This window comes from Rhodoferax sp. RT4P68 (assembly GCF_056521305.1).
This window is the reverse complement of sequence record NZ_JBWMBB010000021.1, coordinates 49442-70845: the sequence shown is the minus strand read 5'-3', so window position 1 is coordinate 70845 and position 21404 is coordinate 49442. Positions and strand designations below refer to the sequence as shown.

Sequence of the window (21404 nt, the reverse complement as noted above, 5' to 3'; positions counted from 1 at the left end):
CGAAGTCGTTGCCCTGGCCGGCGAAGACCTCCGACACATCCTCGCCCGTGACGATGAAGTCGCTGCCGCTGCCGCCGATGATCAGGTTGAAGCCATTGCCGCCGTGGATGACGTCGTGGCCCTCGTTGCCCTTGAGCACGTCGTCGCCGCCGCGGTCGGTGATGATGTCGTCGCCCGCGCCACCCTCGACGTTGTCGTTGCCGTCGCCACCTTCGAGCCGGTCATTGCCACCGTCGCCCCACAGCGTGTCGTCGCCGATGCTGGCGATGATGGTGTCGTTGCCGGCCGTGCCGCCGAGCACGACGTGGTCGCCACCGGTGTACTGGAGGTAGTTGGGGTCGGCACCCGAAGTGCCCGGGTTGTCGCGGATGACCAGCGCAATCATGGACTCGCCGTCGCCGACGGGGTCGCCGTTGAGCCCCGCGCCCAGCCCCGTGAACTGCAGCGCCTGGTTGACCTCGAGGGTGAAGCCCGGCGCGGAGAAGATGTCTGCAGGCAGGTGCGTGTTGTCGGTGTTCAACATCACCAGCTTGGCGAACGAGTTGTTCTCCATTTCGGTGAGGAAGTTCGTGCCCGCCAGGCGCGACAGGTAGTAGAAGCGGTCGCCGTTCTGCAGCGCCTCCATCTGGCTTTCGAAGACAAAGTTGAAGGTCGAGCCCAGCATGCCGCCGAAGGGCATCGTCTTCTCGGCCAGGCCGCCGATCCACAGGTCGATGGCATCGACGCCGGTGATCGTCACGCCGTTTGCGTTGCTGGCATAAATGCCGGTGCTGTTCAGAAAGGCCAGGCGATCATCTTCGTCCGCAGAGAAGGTGCGCTCATCCCCAGTGCCTGCGTTGATCACCGCGTCGCCGCCGAAGACCAGTGCGGCCGCGACAGCCCGCTTATCTGCCAGCGTGTCGACATCGGCAGCGTTGAGCGCGGAATGCACGCCGTAGGCTGCGATGAAGTTCAGGACTGAGGCCTCGTGCTTGAGGTGGTGGGTCAGATCGGTCCAACTCGTGTAGGGCTTGAGTTGCGGGTCGGCCGTGGTCTGGTAGAACTCGCGGCGTGCCGCATTGAGCGTGGGGACGCCGGTATCACGGCCACGCGCGAGGTTGATCGCGGCGAGGTCGAGCGGCAGGCCAAGCAGGCTGTTGCGCAAGGAGTCGGTGACGAACTCGTCGATCGAGTTGCCGACCTGGCGGGTCATGCCGCGCACGATGGCGCCGGCCGCTGCTTCGGGGCTCAGGGCGCCGTCGTCGTTGAACTCGATCGGGTTGAGAAATGCGTCGATCAGCGTGATGTCGGACGACACGAAGCCGGGTGACAAGCGGTCGACCGATTCGGTCAGCATGGAGTGGCCGACGCGGAACACCGCATGCGCGAACTCGGCGACGATGGCCGGGTTGATCGTGGTGTCGTAGTTGGTCTCGGGCAGGAACGCGTCGATCGCCGGCTGCATCTTGCGCGCGAACTCTTCGAAGACCAGGTGCTGGTACTGCATTTCGGTCGCGAAGCGGGCGGCCTGGAAGATGCGTTCACCGTTCCATGCGCCGCCGGGCAGCTGCCACGACGCGATGAAGGCGGCGTCGCCCGTCGCCAGAATCGTCGCCTTGATTTCTTCGGCCTGGCGGTTGTGCTCGGAATGGAACACATGGTGCACGGCGGTCAGCGCGATGTTCTCGTTGCCACGGCCGTCGCCGGTGATGAAGTGGCGGTCGAGCAATTCGTTGTCGTAGGTGCCGGCGGGTTGGGGCCCGGCATTGACCACGCCGTCGGCATCGGCGAGGAGGCCGGCGTTGGGAGTCGCCGCATGCGCGATGTCGTTCAGGAACGCGTGGCCGGTTCGCAGGGCGGCGCTGGCATCGATGGGCGACCCCGGTGTGCCCGAGGCCAGGCCGTTGTTGTCTGGATCCAGCGGCCCGTTGACTTGGTCGGCCCGCAACACGATCTGCGCGAAGCCGGTGATCGGGTGAGGAATGAACTTTCCGTATGCGTCGGTGGCCAGCAGCGGCAGGTCGTGCACATCGGCATCGTCCAGCGCAATGCCGAGCATGGCCTGGGCCTGCGCCTTGACCTCGCCCCAGTTGGCCAGGCCACCGTCGGCACCATCGAGCAGCTTGCCGGTGGCCACCGGCCGGCCCGACCCGTCCAGCACGTATTCGCGCAGGAAGACCTGGTGCGATGCGTGCGAGGTGTAGGTCTGGTTCTGATCGACAAAGGGCGTCGTCTGGTTGGTCTGCGCGCCGTTGGCGTCTCGCGTCGCCCGCGAGACCGCCATGAAGTTGGTCGGCGACCCCTCGACATAGAGCGGGTCGTCCGGTTGCAGCGGGATGAAGATGGTCTCGACGCTGGACTTGTTGACGAGGTCCAGGCCGTGGTCGAAGAACTGCCCGAAGAAGGTGAACCAGGAGTTGAACGGTGCCGACAGGCCTTCGTCGGGCGCCACGTTGGGGATGCTCAGCAGCGTGCCGGTAGGAATCACGTTGCCGTCCAGATCCAGCAGGGCACCGTCACTTTCGCGGATGCTCCCGAGCCCCGCTTCCACGAACGCGCTGACGGCAGCCGGGTTGTTGCTCGTCATGTCGGAGATCAGGTTGCTGATGGTGCGTGGGTCCGCATCGACCACATTGCCTGTCGCGCCATAGTTCGTGTTGGTCACCGGCCCGAACGTGTCGCCATCGGCGTCGTTCAGGAAGACCTGGTCCACCATCTGCGGGAATGGGTTGTCTGCTGCACCGAAATTCTGCTGGCCGGGCATCAGGTTGTTGAACCTGCCGTCCACCGTGCGCAGCCCGAACGGCGCGAAGGTGTTCGGCACCAGGCTGGCTGGATCCGCACCTGCAGCATGTGCCTCGGCCAAAAGGATCTGTTGAAAGATGAACTCGAGATCGGAGCGGATCAAGGAAGCCATGTTGTTCCCCTCGACAAGCGTCTAACAGGACAGCCCGGACACCCACGCGACGTCCGGACGAAGCAAATCCAGTAGCCTGCCCGAGCCGGCTACTCGCAGAAATGACCGGTCGTAGTACCGGAATAGGTCATCACATCAGCCCAGGTACGCAGCCAAGTTTGCGACTTGCCTGGGATGGAAGTTCAGATTTGCGAGCGTCGGCGCAGCACTGCCAAGATAGACAGACCGAGGCCGAGCAATACCAGCGATCCAGGCTCAGGCACAGCAGTAGGCGTCCCAAAGCCATAAAGACGCGCATGGGTAAGCTGTTGTTGCCCTGAGATCGACCACGTGCCTGTGAGCGTGTTCTCAGCCAACTCGAACACTGCCCAGTCAGGATTGAACTGCGTCACTTGAGATCTAAAGCCAATAGCGATGCGGTCGTAGCTGGTGTAAGCAAGGGCGTTGACATTGAAATTGCCGCTTAGGCCCGACACGACGCCAGTGAGCCAGCCGTTATGCGCTCCGCCATTGTTGTTCGATGCATCGATGAAGCTCCAGCCCACATTCGCCTGCTGGAACAGGTCGTTATTCCCAGTGAGGTTGCCCGCGCCTACCGCTAAGCACTGCACGACTGTCGTCGCTGTGACAGAGAAGTCGCGTGCTCCCAAGGCGCAACTGTCGGACGTGATGGTGTTGGCTTGGGCCGAACCGAAACTCAAACCGAGCCACAGTGCATACGAAAGTGTTTTCATAAATGCAAGTCCTTAACCTAGAACAATTACCAGGCAAGGCGCCAATGCATAACATATGCCAGCGAGGCAACTGACTGAATACGCTCACTTTCTTTGTAAGACAGGTCTTACGTTGTAAGCTTTTTCGACGCGAAAGTTGAACTTAAACCGCGGATTCGGGCCAAATTCGCACTTTGATGACAATTTTTGTAGGGGTGGATGTTGACGTTCACGGCAAACGTTGCATTACAACGACGCCGGCGGCGTCAGATATGGCCAAGCCACCTGTGCATCGCGGCACCGGCACTGATGCGTGGGCAGCTCGCTGAGCGTCTCGCTGGTTGGTCGCGCAGCTCGTGCAGGCCAATACCAGCGACCGCGGGATGCGCTCAGTGCGTCACCAGATGAACGCGGCCAGGTTCCCGTTACAGGAAGGGTCCATGCGCATCGGTGCCGGCACCGAGCCTCACAGCGGACGCAGACGCCAAGCGATTTCCTGCCGATCCAGTACCTTTGACGGTGTATGGCCCGCCAAAGCTGGTGCGATGGTCGCAACGTCGTCAAATTTTGTGCGATGAGGGGGATGCCATCGAGACGCTCCCCGACCCACTGGTGCGCTTGCGCCTGAGCCCCGCAGTCACGCACTGGCTTACGCGTTCGAAGGTCAGCGCGTGAGCACGCAAGTCACTGGACCTGCTGGCGCAGTGCGCTTTGTTAGATTGGCTGGTACGGCATGGGCCTGGGCCAGCAACTATCGGTGGGCCGGGGAGCCGCAAGTGCAGATTCAGCAACGCGTCTACAGGACTGGTTGGATCGCCGCTCTCAAAATGACTTAAATCAGCGCAGGTAGGTTCAACCTCTTGACTTCGTAGCCGCTCAGGCGCCGCATCATGCGAGATTGGCGAGTCGTCGTAACGGTTTCGCGCGTGTGCCCACTCTTCGACATGCTGCTGTCGGCAAGGATAGGATCGGGAGAAGCAGCACTGTCACCGCTGCGCGCGCTCCCAAATGCGCTGCTCCCGCGGTCAACGATGCTCGGCATCGCTGGCGCCGCGGTTCGGTTAGTCGATGACCACGCAATCGCATAGCGCCTGCAGGTCGATGCCGTGCGGCGTCAGACGGCACATGCTCCTTGGCGACGTTCGCCGCGGCCCCGGGATGACCCGCGCAGACTGCCGTACGCTAACGCACATCATCGTCAATCCGACGCGCCAAGGTGACGACCGATTTGCTGATTGGTTCTACTTCAAGCCGACGATCGATTTCCCGCCTCGCATGCTCAGCACCTTGTCGCAACGCGGGCTCTGGCGTGTCGAACGCTTCGATGACCTCGCAATTGAAACTCGCTGCGTTAGCAGCGGGCCGGAAGATCACGCAGTTGCAGCGGTACCGACTGCCGGTTGTCACTGCCGTCGCGACCACAAAAAAGCCACGGTACTTTTCCCGATGTTGGCGGATAGGCAACTCGTCGCTAGACATCAATTTGTTCCTCGAACACCAGTACCTCACCCGGGGAAAAAATCCAGGGCCCACTGTACGATGCACGCACTTGTCGGTCTCGAACAAGCCGGCGCTCAGCAGGGCTTCTTTAACACCATCGCGCCGATCGACCTTGGTAGTCGACATCATTGAAAAATCGGGCAACACGACCGACAGTCTTGTCAGCACAAATGGCAAGGCACTCCAGCGGGTGTTCGGCATCTGCGAGCCGAGTAAGGGGGAAGTGTGCATTGGACACACCAACGCCGACGCGCTCGTCATGCGTCGAGATGACCCGGATCCGTGGTCCGTCTCGCATGGCTAATCAGATCGCACCACGCCCGGCGCCCACTCTGCCCCCATACTGACCTTGCTCCCGCGGACATCGCGTCCGCCAAGCCTTCAACGGCCGTCTCCGTGGCCCTGAAGTCCAGCTCGCTGGCGTCGCAGTCGTCACCTGCCTCGGAGATGCCGGCCCCGTGCCGGTTGGCCGTCACCCGGTGGCCTGGAAGCGTCGTCGGCCCCGTGCCGATGCCGACCGCATGCTGCGGCAGCCCACGCTGCCTGGCATCGAGCGAAGGCCTGTGTCTGCGGATGCAGGTCTTCACCTTGTGCTGGCACATTCCGTCGCCAGCCGATCGCCGCTCCGGCTTGCCCGGAGCTTTCCCAACCGGGGACCTTGTCCCCGCCGGGGATGGGCGTTCCCTTGTTCAACGCAAAGGAGAACCCCATGTCCACCGTCCCGATCCACCTGGCCCTGCGTCGCGTTCCCTACCTGCTTGGGGGCGCCACCGCACATGCCGCCCCACCGATGCCGCGCGATGCGGTGCCGGCGCTGTTGATGCCACTGCCGCGCGTCGCCAGTGGTGTCGCCACAGAGTGCAGCCCGCTTTGAACGGTCAAGGCCGCACCTCGGACACCACGTCCGGGCGCGGCATCCCCAACAGGAGATCGCCATGACCGTCCACACGTTCCGCAGCCGTCCGCCACGGCCCAGCGTGCAGTCCGAGGAGGACCGCGCCTGGGTGTCGTTCTACCAACGCGCACGCCACAACCCGGCCATCGCGGCGGAAGTCCTGACGCAGCTCGATTTGGACCCCGAGATGAAGCGCGAGCACCTGGCGCTGTACCTGTGCTGCCGTGAATCCCTGCGGCTGCACGAGGCACGCGTCGCGCGCGACCAGCGCATCGGAAACGGTGTGCGCTGGCTGGTCGACGCAGTGACGGTGCGGAGCTTCGCTGCCGTGCGCCGCGTGTTCGGACGCACGGCCGATGTCGCGCTGGCCTGCCTGCCGGGCGGCGCTGATGAACCAGCGCAAGCGCAGGTCAGGCGTCTGGCCTCCGACCCGGCGATCCCTGCCGCACGGGCAACGTTTCGGCGTCGAGCCGCGGGACCTGCGCCTGTGCAGGCACCCGCCGACGCGCCTGCGAATGCAGTACCGCCTGCAGCGGCATCGCCAGCGGTGCGAACCGCCCACGGCAGCTGAGGTACGCGCCGCCACCTCCGGGGTTCGCCCCGTTGGTGGTCGGCCGCTTCAGTTCTCCAGGCAACGCGCAAGCTCCTGGTCGATCAGCCAGTGCAGGAAGCGCGGGTCTTCCGACTTGCCCCAGTAGTGCGCCTTGCACTGCGCGACGTAGTCCAGCAGATCGGCATGCGAGCGGACGCCTTCCGGCGCGATGTCGGTCAGGTGGTGCAGACGTGCGCGCTCGGCGTGCGTCAGCCGGATGCTGGAGCCCAGTCGGAGCATGGTGGTGGACCTTCCAGCCACCATGGTGACGTGATGCAAGGGCTCTGTGTGGCGCTCGTCCACCCATCGACGCAAAGATTTCTGCAGGGACAGTGCAGGGACAGTCCAGTGCCATCGCTGCGGCCCCTCGTGGCGCAGCGGCAACACGCCTGACGAGCACGAACGCTTCCATAGGGGAGCGATGTTTTCCCCGTGCCGGCCTCTGCCGCGCATTCCATCCACCCCCACGGGCGTCGCACCCCGTCGGGGACGGCGTTCGCCCACTTCCACCCCAAGGAGATCGCCATGGATCTGACCCAACTGCACCGCACCGCGCTGGTCGAGCGCCTGCTGGCCCCCGATGTCGCTGCCAGCGTGCCCCGCACCGGTGAAACCTGCGCAGCATCCACCACGTCGCGTGCCGACCGTGTCCGCGAACTGCTGGACATCGCCAAGGAATTGTTGCTGCGTGACCTGCGCCGGGACTGGCAAGACCTGCCGCTGATGGACGGGCCTGGCCCTTTCCGTGAATGGCTGCGCCTGCACTGCGGTGCGCTGGAGCACGAAGTCTTCATCGTCGTGTTCCTGAACGCGCACCACCGCATCATTGGCGTGCAGGAGCTGTTCCGCGGCAGTCTGTCGCAGACCTCGGTCTACCCGCGCGAGGTGGTGAAGGCCGCGCTCGCCCGCAATGCCGCCGCCGTGGCTTTCGCGCACAACCACCCCAGCGGCGACCCGGAGCCGAGCCGTGCAGACGAGTGCCTGACGGCCACGCTCAAGAGCGCGTTGGCGCTTGTGGATGTGCGTTGCCTGGACCACTTCGTGGTCGCGGGCGACCGGCTGGTGTCCTTTGCGGAACGTGGCCTGATGTGACGCGGCGGATGGCCGATCCGCCCCCCCCCCGGCGGATCGGCCATCAGCACGTTTGCACCACGTGCAGCGCATCGCCTTGCTTCAACCGGTCCAGATCGATCACCGCATCCGCCATGGCCACCAGCTCGGGCGTCTGGGTCACGAAGAACTCGCGCGCGTAGCCACCCAGCCGCAGCACGGCGCGCTTCATGGCCATGAACATGCGCTTGCGCTCCGGGTCGAGCGCACCGTCCGCCTCGTCGGAGAACAGCGTCGTGTAGCTGCGCCCGGTGTGCCGCACCAGGTACAGCGCCACGGCCCGCACCAGGCAGCTGTCGATCCAGCTCTTTTCTCCACCGCTCATGACCGCCAGGCTCTTGGCTTCCCCGACGTTGCCGTCGTGCACCACGATGTCGAAACCCTCGCGCAGCTCGCCCTTGGCGGTTGCGCATTGCGTGTGCAGCGCGACCGTGAAGCGGGGGCCGTGGCTGGCCAGCAGCAGGTCGTTGGTCAGTGCGGCCAGTGTCGGCCCCACGTCGTCGATCGCCAGCGCAATGAGACCGTCGTGGCCGAGGCAGCGCGCCAGCAGCAGCCAGTCGGCCAGGGACTGTTCGACCTGTGCGATGTGCGCGCTTCCGGCGGCCAGGCGCTGGGTCAGCTGGACTAGGCGTGTGCCCAGGTGCTCGGTCGCCTGGCGGTCACGCGCGGCATGGACCAGCGCCTGCTGCGCCGACGCCTGCTGCGCACGCGCCTGCGCTACGGCCGCCAACGCTGCATTCAGATGGGCCGCGTCGACGGCGGCCGGCAACGCGGACAGCGCTGCGTCGCAACGTGCCAGGGCGGCTGCCGTGCGCGCACGAGACTGGCCGGCGTTCGCAGCGACCTCCCGGCGCTCGCGCCCCATGTCCGCGCGCTCGGCCTGCTCCTCGCCCGACCAGACTGTCGCCGTGCCCGTCGGTGGCAGCACAGCCATCTCCGCATCGATCTGCGTCAAGGTCGTGCGGGCCTGGACGCAGTCGGCGTCCTGGGCCGCGCGTTGACGCAGATGCGCGACGCGCTCTGCCGCCTGGCGTTCCCGGTGCTCGGCCATGGCCAACGCGTGCGCAGCCTGGGCGTGCGATTGCGTGTCGCGCAGCGCTGCCACCCGCTGCTGCAATGCCTCTGCGCGATCTCTGGCGCAGCGCTCCACCACGGCCTGGGCACTGGGCATCAGCGCCTGCGCTTGCCGTGCATCGCCCAGCAGCCTGCAGCGCCCCTGCAGGTCGGTGCCGGAACACGGCACATCGGCCACCAGGCCGCTACGGCGCGCCAGGTCCTGGACCTGCAGCACGGCCTTGCCCGCCTCACGCTCCAGGGCCGCCAGCCGCTGCTCTGCCAATTGCAGCTCGGATTGCGCAGCGCGCAACCGACCCACCTGATCGCGGCGGGCCTGCGTGGCGGCGCAGCGCTGCGCGTGGACGCGCCGTGCCAGCGGCAAGCGGCGCACGGCGCGCAGGACGTCATCCGCCTGCGCCAGGGTCCGCAGGCAGGGCGTGCGTGCCCGCTCCAATGCAGCGCGCCGTTGCGTCGTCTGCGCGGCGCGTTCCTGCACCCGCTGTCGCAAGCGCTCCAGACGTCGCGCTGCCGCAGCGTCCTGGGCTATGAGCGCACGGGCGGTGCGGTCGCCCTCCTCCTGCACCGCCTGGCGCTCGGCCACCAGGCGCGCGCGCTGCTGCGCCATGGCCTGCTGCTGGGCCTGCTCGGCCGCGCACTGCGCTTGCTGTGCTACAGCAGCATCCAGGGCCGCACCTACTTGGCGCAGCGCACTCTCCGCCGCGGCCTGCCGCTGCTCCGCCCCCGCGAGCCGCTGCAGATCCGCCCGCACCTGCTCCGCATCCTGCTCGACGCCCGCACGCGCCTGCCGCAAGCCGCCCAACCCCACCTTGACCAGCCGCGCCGTTTCGGCCGCCCGCGCGCCGGTCGCCAGGATCTCGTCCTGCCCCAGCAGCTCGGCCAGTAGGCCCTTGATCTCGGCGTTGCGGTAGCCGCTGAGCGGGCGCCGACCCTGCGCCGCGAACACGGAGGTGAAGAAGGTCTCCGCCGTGCCGCAGATCGATTCGACGCAGGCGCTGTAGGTCTCCAGGCGCCCATCGGACACCGTCCCCTGCGCCAGGGTGACCGGCCGCCAGCGGCCGTCGTCGTCGAGCCGGTGCACGAAGGCCTCGGTGCGGCGCCGGCCGTTCAGCCGCACGACGATCTGCGAGCGGTAGCTGCGTTCCTCGTGCGCCCAGACCAGCTCCTTGACGCTCTCGGGCAGGTAGACGTGGTCGTAGTAGCTGAAGCCACCCGCACCTGCGCTGGCGCCCCGGCTGGCCAGCAGGCAGTACGGCGTCAGGTTGTCGATGACAGTGGTCTTACCGCTGCCGTTGGCCCCGGTGATCGCGATGAGCTGGGCATCGCCGGCCAGGGCCTCCAGGTCCAGGCGCAGCGCGGCCCGCCCCAGGCCATCGCGGATCCCCCGAAACCCCTTGAGCGTGAGTTGAAGTGGTTGCATGTCCGGCCTCCGTGGCAACGTTCGATGCAACCAGCTTGCCAGCCGTTGGCGCGGCCGCAAGGCCACGCTCAACGCGAGGTGGTGGCCGGCCGGTTTACCAGAACGCCCACCAGGGCGGACGCTCGCCCCGTGCATCCAGCGGCCGCAGATCGAGGCGGTCGGGGTCGGGCGCCGGGCCCGCACCGCGGCGGCGCCGCAGTTCGGCTTCGCACAGATGCGCCTGGCCGCGTGCCTCCAGGACGCCGCGCAAGGCCTCGGCCCGCAGCGCGCTGGCGAGCTCGGCCAGTTCGGCCTCGGGCAGGTGCTGCAGGTCATCGAGGCGCGCATCGGGCAGGCTCTGCGGCGCAGCGGCGGTGCGCGGCCGCAGCCGGTGCGGGGTGTGCTGGAGCGGCATCGCGTCCCTACGCCAGCCGGTAGCTGCCGCGTTCGCCTTCCACCAGCAGGCCCTTGGCTTTGAGGCTGGCGATGGTGGCGCCGACCGAGCCGCGCGGCATCGGCACGCCCTCGGCCAGTTCTGCATGGGTCAGGCGCGTGAAGCGGTCCCGATCGAGCCGTGCCCGCAGGAAGGCCAGCGTGCCGACGGCGTTGCCGCGCAGGCGTGGTGCTGGCGTGGGGGTGGACTCGGCCTCCGCGGATACGGCAGGCCCGGCACCGCGCCTCGCCATCTTGCGTGGCGCGGCGAACACCACATCCACCACGTCGCCGGTCCCCCGCCCACGCGGTGCAGGCGGTGCCGGCACAGGGGCCATCGCCAGACGTGGCGCCGCCCGCGGCTGCGACGCGTCGCCTGTGGCCGCGAGTTCCATGGCCATGACGTACAGGTCTTTCAACTGCGCTTCCATCGCCGACAGCGACTGCGCCAGGCGCGACACCGACTTCCAATGTTCGAACAGGCCGTCGTTCGCCACGCTGAACGCATCCTGGCCCAAGGCCTCGCGCACGCGCTCCGCGCAGCGCTGCCCGTCTTCGGTCAGCGCGGCCTGGGCGGCGTGCAGGGCCGCGCCGGCAGCCTGGATGGTGGCAATCGTATTGGCGTGCATCGTCATGATCTGGGTGCTGGTGGTTCGGGGCATCCTAGCAAACGGTGGCGACCTCGTGGCTCGAGCACGGCGGGGCCTGGAGTAGCGCGGCACCGTCGTCCGACATCCGCGCCAGGATACGGGCCGCGATGTCTTCGGGAGCCCCTTCCGCCAACGCTGCCAGACAGCGCTGCAGCGGCTCGCCCGCCACCTGCACCGTCTGCGCCCAGGCGCGCACCTGGTCGGCCAGCTGGGGCAGTTGCGAGATGCCCGGCGCCCGCGCACGGGCCAGCGGCACGGTGCGGCCTTCGAGCTGCACGTCCGCCGCGCCCTCCAGAATGCGCAGCATGGCCGCGCGGTCCACGGCACCGCGGTCCTCCTCGGCCACGGTCCAGCGCACGCGCACGCTGGCGCCCGGCACCGACGCATTCGCCGCCGCCGTCCGCAGCGCGTCCAGATCCGGCCGCCCCTCGAACACGATGTCCACCGTGCGCCGCGCCGGCGTGGGCTCCAGCCGGCACTGCGCGCTGTGGGCCTGCACGTCCCAGATCAGAAAGCCCTTGTCGCCCTGCTCGCCATGGTGAAAGCGGCCGATGGAGCCGGCGTAGGCGATGCACTGCTGGCCGCACAGGCTTTCCTGCTGCCAGGCCTGGTGCCGGTGGATGTGCCCGAGCAGGAACGCCTGGGCCTGGGCCGCGAACAGCGCGCCTGTCGTGAACTCGTGGTCGAAGCCGGCCATCGGCACGCCGTGCTCGCTGAGGCAGCCGAACACTGTGCCGTGCGACACGCCGACGGTCGGCAGGCCCCTCGCTCGGGCCACGCGGTGCAACGGCGCGAAGCCCGCCAGCAGCGCTGCCAGCTGCTCGCCCAGCGCCTCGCCGGCCTGGGCGCCGCCGACTGCCGCTGCCAGGCTGGCCTTGTTGACGGTCGGCACGCAGGAGAACACGCCGACGGCGCCCGCCGGCAACGCCTCGAAGCGCCACGCGGGCGATGCCGCCCAGCGGCCCGAGTCCAGCAGCGCCACCTGCTGGATGCGGTCGGCCACATGCACCGCGTGGCGCCCGCCCAGCGTGCGGAACACGTCCAGCGTTCCCGGCGGCTCGTGCGAGTAGGTGCCCTGCAGGATGAGCACCGGGCAGTGGTCGGCCAGCCGGTGCACCTGGGCCAGCAGGCGTGACGCCGCCGGCGCATGCAGCTCCAGCGCGTGGTCGGTGGCGTCGCCGGACAGCACGGCGGCGTCGACGCCCAGCGCGGCGATGCGGTCGACGGCGTAGCCGAGGCAGCGGTCGGCTTCCTGCAGCATCCGCGTGCCGTAGTGCAGGTCCGAGAGGTGGGCAATGCGCATGGTGGGCCTCCTTGCCTCAAGCACCAACATCGGGTGCAGCGGGTGCAGCGGGTGCATCGGATACAGCGGGTGAACCGACCCCGGGCAACAGGCCACCCTCCCCCCCGTTCTCCAGCACACCGGCCGCCCACTGGGCCTGCCGCAGCGCCGTCTCCTCGTCTTCGTGCTCGCGCAGCAGCGCCGTCACGTCCACCGGCGCCTCCAGCTCGATGATCCACTGCGGCACCCGCAGCGGCCGGCCCTGCTCGTCCAGGTGCGCCACCTCCTGCAGCACCTTGGTCAGGACGAAGCTGGCGCGCTCGCGCCCCAGAAAGCCCGAGATGCGGCCGCCGCGCAGCTGCGCCACGGCCTGGAAGCGCTGCACCGCGCGGCTCAGGGCGTAGAAGCTGTTGGTCGGCAGCTCCAGCGCGCTGATCGAGCGCACGCCCGGCACGAAGAACAGGAAGCGGCCGCTGAGGTTGCATTGCCGTTGCTGGTACTCCGGGCAGCGCTCGGGGTCGCACAGCCCGCCGTTGTCTTCGCGCTGCACCACCTTGCGCCCGCCGAACACGCGGATCGTGCGGCGGCCGCTGGCGTCCACGGGCACCGGCGCATGCTGCATGCACAGCCGCTGGCCGTCGGGCGCGTGCTGCGACCAGTAGCGCTTGGCGTGCGTGGTCCAGCAGGCCAGCTCGTGCGGCATCACGGTGCTCCAGTGGTCCGAGGGGAACACCACCGGCAGGCGGTACAGCCGGTGGCCCTGGCCCCGGTCCTCGCCGTACAGGTCCAGGATCTGCTGCGCCACTTCCGGGTTCGGAAAGTCCTGGGCGCGCACGGTGAACCAGGGCACGTTGCGCGGCACCAGGGGTGACTTGAGTTGCGGCAGCGCCTCGGCCAGCAGACGTTCGATCTGCTCGAACGAGCGGCCATCCGCCAGGCCTTGCCGGTAGATCGTCTTGGCCTCTGGATGGTCGGCCGCCTTGCGCGTCAGCACCATGATGCCGGGCCGGATCTTGCCGGCCGTGGGGATGCGGCTGGGCGCGTTGCCCAGCAGCGGGGCCAGGGCTGGTGGCCCGCCGTGGACGGAAACGAGTGCGCTGGACATGGGGATCTCCTGTGCGGCGCCGGCACATGCCGGTCCGTCCATGTTCAGGCGCGCCATTGCGGGTGCAACCCCTGAATCCAGTGCGCGCCACCGGCGATATCGCGCGAATTCGGGGGGGATTTGCACTGGCTTCGGCAGGGGGTCTGCGCGAGCATGCAAGCCTCACGTGCGCCACCAGGAGGGACCGCATGGACCAGCTGCACGACACCGCGCCGCCGCCGCCCTCGGCCTGGGACTGCTCGGTCGCCATGCTGCGTGCCGTGGTGCGGGGCGACACCTACGGCAGCGTGGCGGCGGCGCGCGGGGTCACCCGGACCGCCGTCGAGCGCCGCATCAAGGTCGTCGCGGTGCGCCTGGCGGGCACGGGTGGGGTCGAAGGCCTCAATGCGGAAGCCGCCGGCTTCGTGCGCCGCCTGCGCCTGCACCGCGATGCCGTGCTGGGCGCCCTCGATGCGCTGGCCCCGCCCGCTGACGCGGCCGCCGCGCGGTCCATCCCCATCCTCTCGGACGCCGAGATCGCCCTCGGCGCGCAACGCATCCGGGCGCGCAGCCGCCAGCCGCTGGAAGACGTGGCGCTGTACTACATGCTGTTCGCCACGGCCGCCCGACCGCTGGAGATCGCCCGGCTGCAAGTGCGCGACTACCTGGCGGCCGACGGCACGGTGCGCCATTGCTCCGAGCTGCGCCGCGAGGTCACGATCACCGGCCGCGCGCGGCCCCTGCTGTTCGCCAGCGCGCGGCTGCGCGAGGCGCTGGACACGTATCTGGCCTCGCGCGTCGCCAGCGGCCACGGCCTTGGCGCACCGGGCGCGTACCGGGGCCTGGACCCGGACAGCCGCTTGTTCCTGTCCTCCACTGGGGTGGGCTTCACCATCACGCCCTACGGCGCACCGGGCCAGCACCGCTTCGAATGCCGCGCGATCTGGCACCACTACCGCACGCTGTTCCGTCGCGCCGAACAGCAGCACGTGACGGCCATGACGGCCCGGCACACCGTGGCCGCACGCCTGTACGCCCGGGGTGCCGACGAAGCCCAGATCGGCCTGCTGTTCGGCATCGGCGAGCGCAGCGCCGTGCGCGACCAGTTCCCGCGCCGGCTGCCGAGCCTGGACACCCTGGTGCGCGACCTGGTCTGACCCCATGGACCTCGACGATCTGTCCGATGACCCGCAGGCCACGGGCGACGCCCAGCAGTTCGCGCTGTACGGCCGCACCTGGTCGGCGCACGACCCTGACTTCCAGCAGGCGCTGGCGCGTGCGCACCGAGCCGGCAACCGACCGCGTTGCCTGTGCACGCCCGCCGGGCTGGACATGTACGTGGCACGCCACGCGCGCTACCGCGTCCAGCGCCTGCCGGACAGCGGCCCCCAGCATCTTCCGAGCTGCCCCTCCTACGAGCCGGACGGCGCCTGCTCGGGCCTCGGCTCTCTGGTCGGCGCTGCGGTGCGCGATGCCGGTTCGGACCGGGTTGAACTGCGGGTGGATTTCCCGTGGGTGCGGATGCAAGGGCGCGCCGTGCCGCCGGGCATGCCTGGCGACCATGGCGAAGTGGCGAGCCCACGCGCCCGCATGTCGCTGCGCGCCGTGTTGCACTACCTGTTCGAGCGCGCCGGCTTCAACCGCTGGACCCCGGCCATGGCCGGCAAGCGCCACCAGGGCGTGCTGCACAAGTATCTGATGGCGGCGGCCGAAGGCATCGCCGTCAAGGGCGCCTCACTGGCTGAACGCCTGTACGTGCCGGAGCGCTTCGACGAACACCGCATGCCCGAGGTCGCCGCCCGGCGCAGCGAGAAGCTGGCCATCACGCAGCCGCAGGACGGCTGTGCGCCGATGGCGATGGTGATCGGCGACTTCAAGGCCTGCGAACCGGGCGACCTCGTGCACCGCTTGTGGATCCGGCACATGCCCGACCTGCCGCTGCTGCTGGCGCCGCAGGCCTGGCAGCGCCTGGTGCGCGCCTACCGGCCGCTGCTGGAGGCCCACGACGCCGATGGCGGGCGCCGCCTGCGTTTGGTGGTGGCGGCACTGGTCCGCGCGCGAAGGCCCTCCGCGCAGGAGATCGACACGGCGTGCTTGATGCTGACCAGCAAGGACTGGATCCCGCTGGAGGGACCGCATGAACTGCCTTTGATCGAGGCCCTGGTGGCGCAGCAGCGGCGCTTCTTCAAGCCCCTGCGCTATGACGCGCGGACAGCGGCGCTGTTCGCCAATGCGCTGCTGCTCGATGCAGGGCCCAGCCCGGTGGCGCTGCATCTGCTGAGTGCGTTCATGCCGGAGCATGACCGGGCGGTCAAGGAGCGCCGGATGCAAACGCACACGGATCTTGCATGGGTTTGGTCGGTGGAGGCGCCCATGCCGCGGCTGCCATCGCGCGCAGCCTTTCTGCGCATTGACTTCCCAGCGACATCACATCCTGGAGCATCGTGACCGGCGGCGATGCGCCGATTCTGTTGAAAAACTCGGTCCGTCGCACAGGGTGAAAGTGCCTGCGCCACAGGTGGAGGCGCAGCTCTCCCTTTTTCCGGGCTCTCATGCCCTGTTTTGATGGTTGTTCGGAGGGTTTCGCCTCAAGCGGGCGCAGCTGTGCCTTGGAACGGTGGTCCATGGGAGGTCAGCTTGGCAAAACGTCGCAGGTTTTGGACCCGCTGCCAGCGTGAACTCATCTGCTGCCCCCTTAAGCCTGATCACATACTGCCCGCTGATGCCGTAGTCCACCGCAATGTCCACAGCCTCGTGGCTGAAGTCGTCGGCCACGGTCAGGCCCTTCAGCCGTCTTCCATTGGCCAGGCTGTCGCTGACGAAGTCCATGCTCCATACCTCGTTGACTTGGGTGGCGATGTTCAGCGGCGTGCGCTCGGCGGGTGGCCTGCGCACCTTCTTGCGCTTGCGCACGGTCAGGTTCGCCTCGGTGTACAGCCGGTACACGCGTTTGTGATTGACGCCAGGGAAGTCCGGGCGCAGTAGGTCGTGCGCGTCGATAGCCGAAGCGGCGCCGCGCATGCGCGATCTCCACGATCTTGGTCCTCAGCGCCGCTGTCTGGGCACTGGCCACCGGCGCATGCCGGTAGCTGTCTCGGCGTAGCCCCACAAGTCTGCACGCGTGCCGTTCGGACATCTGATGCTCGCCAATCAATCGTCCGATGGCTTCGCGCTTGACCTGTGGCGCTATCTTTTTACGCCGAGGACGCTCTTGAGCGCATGCATATCCAGATGGGCCTCGGCCAGAAGGCTCTTGAGCTTGGCGTTCTCCGACTCGAGCTCGCGCAGCCGCTTGGCATCCGACGCCTCCATGCCGCCAAACTTCGAGCGCCACTTGTAGAACGTCGCGTCCGAGAACCCGCCCTTGCGGCAGATCTCGACCACTGCCATGCCGGCCTCGGCCTGCTTGAGGAACCCGATGATCAGTTCCTCTGTGAATTTGCTCTTCCTCATGTCCGCCATTCTCCGGGTTGGCGGACTCCTGCTACTTCAGGTTGGTATGGCTGGCAGGGGGCAGGTCACCGTGGTTCAACGAAGGATCATGCAGGTTGCTGTTGCATGGGCATAGATCTTTCCTTCTGCATCTTTCAAGACTCCCTCTGAGACGCCGAGAGATCTGGAAACGTTTATGACGCGGCCTTCTGCCGTCAACGAGACATTCCTGGGTACAGGTCTAATCATTTTTACATTGAGATCGATAGTGCCGTACCCCACGCCACTTTCGAGCACGGTGTGGACAGCGCAACCAGTGACAGAATCCATCACTGTTGCGGCAAAACCGCCATGAACTCCGCCTAGCGGGTTCAGGTGGCGCTCATCGGCAGTCGCTTCAAACACTACTTTGCCATGCTCTGCGGCGATTACTTTCATAGGGATAGTGCTCGCGATGGAGGATGCCGGAATCTTCCCCACTACCATGGCAAGCATTATCTCCAAACCAGACATGTTTCCTATAGACATGGTGTTTTACTCCTTGATGTAAAAAAAACAGCAGATGGATTGGTTATACCGGGGTTGCACATGACAAATGACCTATGGCGCTGAATTCGCCCAGGGCCAGCTCCGTGCCCTGCTTGATGGCCCGCTTGGCGTCGAGTTCAGCCGCCTTGTCAGCACCGCCGATCAGGTGCACGGTGCAGCCTGCGGCCAGCAATTCGGCTTGCAGTTCGCGCTGCGGATCCTGGCCCGCGCAGAGGATGACGTTGTCCACGCTCAACACCGTGTCCTTGCCGTCCACGGTGATGTGCAGACCGGCGTCGTCCACCTTGCGATAGCTCACGCCGGGGATCATCTCCACGTTGCGGTTCTTCAGCGAGGTGCGGTGGATCCAGCCCGTGGTCTTGCCCAGGCCGTCGCCGACCTTGCTGGTTTTGCGCTGCAGCAGGTACACCTTGCGCGGGATGTCGCCGATGCGCGCCTGCTGGATGCCCCCCCGCGCGCTGCCCGTGGTGTCCACGCCCCACTCGGCGAAGAACTTGGCCGTATCCAGGCTCGGGCTGGTGCCTTCGTGCAGCAGGTATTCGGCCGCATCAAAGCCGATGCCGCCCGCGCCGACCACGGCAACCGTCTGGCCCACGGGCATCTTGTCGCGCAGCAGGTCCAAGTAGCCAAGCACCTTGGGGTGGTCAATGCCTTCGATCTCGGGCGTGCGCGGGACGATGCCGGTGGCCAGCACCACGTGCTGGTAGCCTTCACCCACCAGATCGAGCGCGCTGACCTTGCGTCCCAATTGCAGCTTCACGCCGGTCAATTCGATCTGCTTGCCGAAGTAGCGCAGTGTCTCGTAGAACTCCTCCTTGCCCGGCACTTGCTTGGCCACGTTGAACTGGCCGCCGATTTCCTGCGCGGCGTCGATCAGCGTCACATCAAAGCCACGCCGTGCCGCCGTGGTGGCGAAAGCCAGGCCAGCCGGGCCGGCGCCGACCACTGCGATGCGGTGCTTCGTGGCGGCGGGCTTGTGGATGAGGATGGTCTCGTGGCAGGCACGCGGGTTGACTAGGCACGAGGTGATCTTGCCGCCGAAGGTGTGGTCCAGGCAGGCCTGGTTACAGCCGATGCAGGTGTTGATCTCGTCGGCCAGGCCGGCAGCTGCCTTGTTCACGAAATCCGGGTCAGCCAGGAAGGGGCGCGCCATGCTCACCATGTCGGCGCAGCCCTCGGCCAGCACCTGCTCGGCCACTTCGGGGGTGTTGATGCGGTTGGTGGCCACCAACGGAATGCCGACCTTGCCCTTGAGCTGCTTGGTCACCCAGGCATAGGCCGCGCGCGGCACTTTGGTGGCGATGGTGGGGATGCGCGCCTCGTGCCAGCCGATGCCGGTGTTGAGGATGGTGACGCCGGCCTTTTCCAGGGCTTGCGCCAGCTCGATCACTTCCTCGGTGGTAGAGCCGCCTTCCACCAGGTCGAGCATGGACAGGCGGAAGATGATGATGAAGTTGGCGCCCACGCGCTCGCGCGTGCGCCGCACGATTTCGAGCGGGAAGCGGATGCGGTTGGCGTAGGAGCCGCCCCACTCGTCGACGCGGTGGTTGGTGTGTGCGGCGATGAATTCGTTGATGAGGTAGCCTTCGGAGCCCATGATTTCCACGCCGTCATAGCCCGCGCTCTGCGCCAGGGCGGCGGCGTTGGCATAGTCCTCCACCGTCTGGGCCACTTCCTCGGACATCAGGGCGTGCGGGCGAAAACTGCTGATGGGCGCCTGGATGGCGCTCGGCGCCACCAGTTCGGGGTGGTAGGCGTAGCGGCCAAAGTGCAAAATCTGCATGCAGATTTTGCCGCCCGCCTCGTGCACGGCCTGCGTCACCACCTTGTGCTTGTCGGCCTCGGCCTGGGTGGTCATGGCGGCACCGCCGGGCATGGGGCGCGCGCGGTCGTTGGGGGCGATGCCGCCGGTCACGATCAGGCCGACCCCGCCGCGGGCGCGCTCGGCGTAGAAGGCGGCCATGCGCTGGAAGCCGTCTTTGGCCTCCTCCAGCCCCACGTGCATGGAGCCCATGAGCACGCGGTTCTTGAGGGTGATAAAGCCCAGATCGAGCGGGGCCAACAGGTGGGGATAAGCGTCCATGGCAGGTCCTTGTGTATGAGTGTGCCTGGGAAAGCGATCAACTATGCAATCAGTTGCATAATTCTAGAGGGCATCTGGAATTTATGCAACCGGTTGCATGGACGCTCGCCTGCGCCTAGACTGGCCACCTATGTCGCTCGCCCATGCCGTTCTCACTTCCCTGCTCGAAAAACCCTCTTCGGGCTACGAGTTGGCACGGCGCTTCGACAAGTCCATCGGCTATTTCTGGCACGCCACCCACCAGCAGATTTACCGCGAGCTGGCGCGCATGGAGGCCGCTGGCTGGATCGAGTCGAGTTCAGCGCCAGACGCGGGAAAGACCCGCAAGCGGGAATACCGCGTGCTTCCCGCAGGCCGCGCCGAACTGATTCGGTGGGCCCATACGCCCTCGGCTCTGATGGATTTACAGGACGAATTCATGGTCAAGCTGCGCGCCGATGCCGCACTGAGTGAAATAGATTTGCGCCCCGAAATCCGGCGCCAGATTGAACAGCACCAGGAGAAGCTGGCGCACTACCGGACCATCGAAGAGCGGGATTTCCTACAGGGCCGCGCCCTCACGCGCGAAGCACGCATTCAGCACAGTATCCTCAAGAAAGGCATCCTGTACGAAGAGGTTTCCATCGGATGGGCACAGGAGATGCTCGACGTTCTGGCATAAGAATTTCGGTGGTCCTTTTATGCTTGGTGATCCGGCTAAGGCGCCCGGGGTGCCGGGGCGGCGGCCTCGCTGACCCGCAGGTTGCTGTGGACCGGCACGGTCGGCCGCCCGTGTCAGCAGCATCAGGTGCGCGACGATCTTCTCGAACACCGGGCTTATCAGGATCCCCGCGATGATCCTCAGCCTGCCGGGAAGCCGACCGCCATGGGCGGCCGCAATTGGCCGGAAGTGTGAGTACGCCGGAACGCCAGGAAGCTGACATCAATCGCCAGCACGGTGCGCAGATTCTTCGTGCGCCGGTAGATCAACGTCGCCTTACGGCTACACCTTCTTGATCGTCGCCACGTCGCATGCGATCAACATGACACTGTTCCCCAAGGAGCAGCTCAAGTACGACTTACTGAAGTGTGCTGGTCTAATTTCCACGGACACCTCGATAGGTGGAATTCACCCGGACGGGGAACATGACCAAGAAACAAAGACGGACATTCAATGCGGAGTTCAAGCTGCAAGTCGTGCAGATGATTCGCGAACAGGGCTTGAGTGTGGGCGATGTTTGCCGCGACCTGAAGCTCGGCGAGACGGCCGTGCGGCGATGGCTGGCGCAGGCCGATGAAGAGGCAGCAGGGCGCCCCGGCATCGGCAAGCCGCTGACAGCCGAGCAGCAGCGCATCCGCCAGCTCGAAGCGGAGAACAAGCAACTGCGCGGCGACGTCGATATCCTAAAAAAAGCATCGGCCTTCTTTGCCCGCGAGCTTCGATGAGCTACCAACTCGTCGAGCGGCTGCACAAGAAGGCCGTCACTGTCGAGCGGTTATGCCGCGTGCTGGGCGTGAGCCGCTCGGCTTACTACGGCTTTCGTCAGCGCGCCAAGCTCGCGCCCAAGGCCTGCTTGGTCATGACAGACATCGCCGACTACGTCGTGGGCTTCTACAACAGCGTGCGCCTGCACTCCAAACTGGGCAACTTGCCACCCAATGCCTTCGAGCAGCAATCGGCAATCAAACAACCCATCGTCGTGTCCGAAAAAACTTGACCAGCACAAAGGACCT

General features: G+C 66.7%; 19 protein-coding genes and 1 pseudogene. 8 read left to right on the top strand and 12 right to left on the bottom strand.

The genetic code is table 11. The features are described from left to right. The 3 genes from AC099J_RS30140 to AC099J_RS30130 form a co-directional block, all read right to left on the bottom strand. Window positions 1-2896 (bottom strand): peroxidase family protein (locus AC099J_RS30140; RefSeq protein WP_479619003.1); only part of this gene is annotated, 2896 nt, incomplete at its 3' end. A 182-nt stretch (window positions 2897-3078) separates the two neighbouring features. Beyond that, on the bottom strand, window positions 3079-3630 hold the full coding sequence (locus AC099J_RS30135; protein ID WP_479619002.1) for a PEP-CTERM sorting domain-containing protein: 552 nt from the start codon (window positions 3628-3630) through the stop codon (window positions 3079-3081). Between the two features lie 1161 nt (window positions 3631-4791). Then, the gene (locus tag AC099J_RS30130; RefSeq protein WP_479619001.1) at window positions 4792-5340 is read right to left on the bottom strand and encodes a hypothetical protein; all 549 of its coding nucleotides are present in this window, start codon (window positions 5338-5340) and stop codon (window positions 4792-4794) included. 478 nt (window positions 5341-5818) lie between these two features. Between AC099J_RS30130 and AC099J_RS30125 the strand changes: the two genes are divergently transcribed. Beyond that, window positions 5819-5983: a hypothetical protein gene (locus tag AC099J_RS30125; RefSeq protein WP_479619000.1), complete on the top strand. Its 165-nt coding sequence runs from the start codon at window positions 5819-5821 to the stop codon at window positions 5981-5983. Between the two features lie 61 nt (window positions 5984-6044). Beyond that, complete coding sequence (locus AC099J_RS30120) at window positions 6045-6575, top strand: hypothetical protein (protein WP_479618999.1); 531 nt, start codon at window positions 6045-6047, stop codon at window positions 6573-6575. A gap of 48 nt (window positions 6576-6623) precedes the next feature. On the opposite strand, the gene AC099J_RS30115 is transcribed toward AC099J_RS30120, so the two are convergent. Next, window positions 6624-6836, bottom strand: coding sequence for a hypothetical protein (locus AC099J_RS30115; protein ID WP_479618998.1), 213 nt, complete (start codon window positions 6834-6836; stop codon window positions 6624-6626). A gap of 285 nt (window positions 6837-7121) precedes the next feature. On the opposite strand from AC099J_RS30115, the gene AC099J_RS30110 reads away from it, so the two are divergent. Continuing rightward, on the top strand, window positions 7122-7688 hold the full coding sequence (locus AC099J_RS30110) for a JAB domain-containing protein (RefSeq protein WP_479618997.1): 567 nt from the start codon (window positions 7122-7124) through the stop codon (window positions 7686-7688). A gap of 43 nt (window positions 7689-7731) precedes the next feature. On the opposite strand, the gene AC099J_RS30105 is transcribed toward AC099J_RS30110, so the two are convergent. From AC099J_RS30105 to AC099J_RS30085, 5 genes are all read right to left on the bottom strand, one after another. Further along, window positions 7732-10200 (bottom strand): DNA repair protein, encoded by a 2469-nt coding sequence (locus AC099J_RS30105; protein WP_479618996.1) that lies wholly within the window; start codon window positions 10198-10200, stop codon window positions 7732-7734. Window positions 10201-10294: 94 nt separating this feature from the next. Beyond that, a complete protein-coding gene (locus AC099J_RS30100; protein WP_479618995.1) occupies window positions 10295-10594 on the bottom strand; it encodes a hypothetical protein in 300 nt (99 codons plus the stop codon). A gap of 7 nt (window positions 10595-10601) precedes the next feature. Beyond that, a complete protein-coding gene (locus tag AC099J_RS30095; RefSeq protein ID WP_479618994.1) occupies window positions 10602-11240 on the bottom strand; it encodes a hypothetical protein in 639 nt (212 codons plus the stop codon). A gap of 34 nt (window positions 11241-11274) precedes the next feature. Further along, window positions 11275-12564: a metallophosphoesterase family protein gene (locus AC099J_RS30090; protein WP_479618993.1), complete on the bottom strand. Its 1290-nt coding sequence runs from the start codon at window positions 12562-12564 to the stop codon at window positions 11275-11277. A gap of 16 nt (window positions 12565-12580) precedes the next feature. Continuing rightward, entirely contained in the window at window positions 12581-13648 is a 1068-nt protein-coding gene (locus AC099J_RS30085) for a recombination directionality factor (protein ID WP_479618992.1), read from the bottom strand. Window positions 13649-13836: 188 nt separating this feature from the next. Between AC099J_RS30085 and AC099J_RS30080 the strand changes: the two genes are divergently transcribed. Together AC099J_RS30080 and AC099J_RS30075 are read left to right on the top strand one after the other, a co-directional pair. Next, on the top strand, window positions 13837-14784 hold the full coding sequence (locus tag AC099J_RS30080) for a site-specific integrase (protein ID WP_479618991.1): 948 nt from the start codon (window positions 13837-13839) through the stop codon (window positions 14782-14784). Window positions 14785-14788: 4 nt separating this feature from the next. Beyond that, entirely contained in the window at window positions 14789-16075 is a 1287-nt protein-coding gene (locus tag AC099J_RS30075) for a DUF1173 family protein (protein ID WP_479618990.1), read from the top strand. A gap of 249 nt (window positions 16076-16324) precedes the next feature. Here AC099J_RS30075 and AC099J_RS30070 read toward each other — a convergent pair. From AC099J_RS30070 to AC099J_RS30060, 3 genes and pseudogenes are all read right to left on the bottom strand, one after another. Then, a pseudogene (locus tag AC099J_RS30070) lies at window positions 16325-17080 on the bottom strand (transposase); the annotation flags it as partial. Window positions 17081-17155: 75 nt separating this feature from the next. After that, window positions 17156-17587, bottom strand: a complete 432-nt coding sequence (locus AC099J_RS30065) for a PaaI family thioesterase (RefSeq protein ID WP_479618989.1) — start codon at window positions 17585-17587, stop codon at window positions 17156-17158. A gap of 43 nt (window positions 17588-17630) precedes the next feature. Further along, window positions 17631-19691, bottom strand: a complete 2061-nt coding sequence (locus AC099J_RS30060; RefSeq protein WP_479618988.1) for an oxidoreductase — start codon at window positions 19689-19691, stop codon at window positions 17631-17633. Between the two features lie 130 nt (window positions 19692-19821). On the opposite strand from AC099J_RS30060, the gene AC099J_RS30055 reads away from it, so the two are divergent. From AC099J_RS30055 to AC099J_RS30045, 3 genes are all read left to right on the top strand, one after another. Then, the gene (locus AC099J_RS30055; RefSeq protein ID WP_479618987.1) at window positions 19822-20352 is read left to right on the top strand and encodes a PadR family transcriptional regulator; all 531 of its coding nucleotides are present in this window, start codon (window positions 19822-19824) and stop codon (window positions 20350-20352) included. A gap of 464 nt (window positions 20353-20816) precedes the next feature. After that, the gene (locus tag AC099J_RS30050) at window positions 20817-21116 is read left to right on the top strand and encodes a transposase (protein WP_479618986.1); all 300 of its coding nucleotides are present in this window, start codon (window positions 20817-20819) and stop codon (window positions 21114-21116) included. After that, window positions 21113-21388 carry a hypothetical protein gene (locus tag AC099J_RS30045; protein ID WP_479618985.1) on the top strand — a complete coding sequence of 92 codons (276 nt, stop codon included), beginning with the start codon at window positions 21113-21115 and terminating at the stop codon, window positions 21386-21388. Before AC099J_RS30050 ends, AC099J_RS30045 begins: the two co-directional genes overlap by 4 nt. The last annotated feature ends 16 nt before the right edge of the window (window positions 21389-21404 follow it).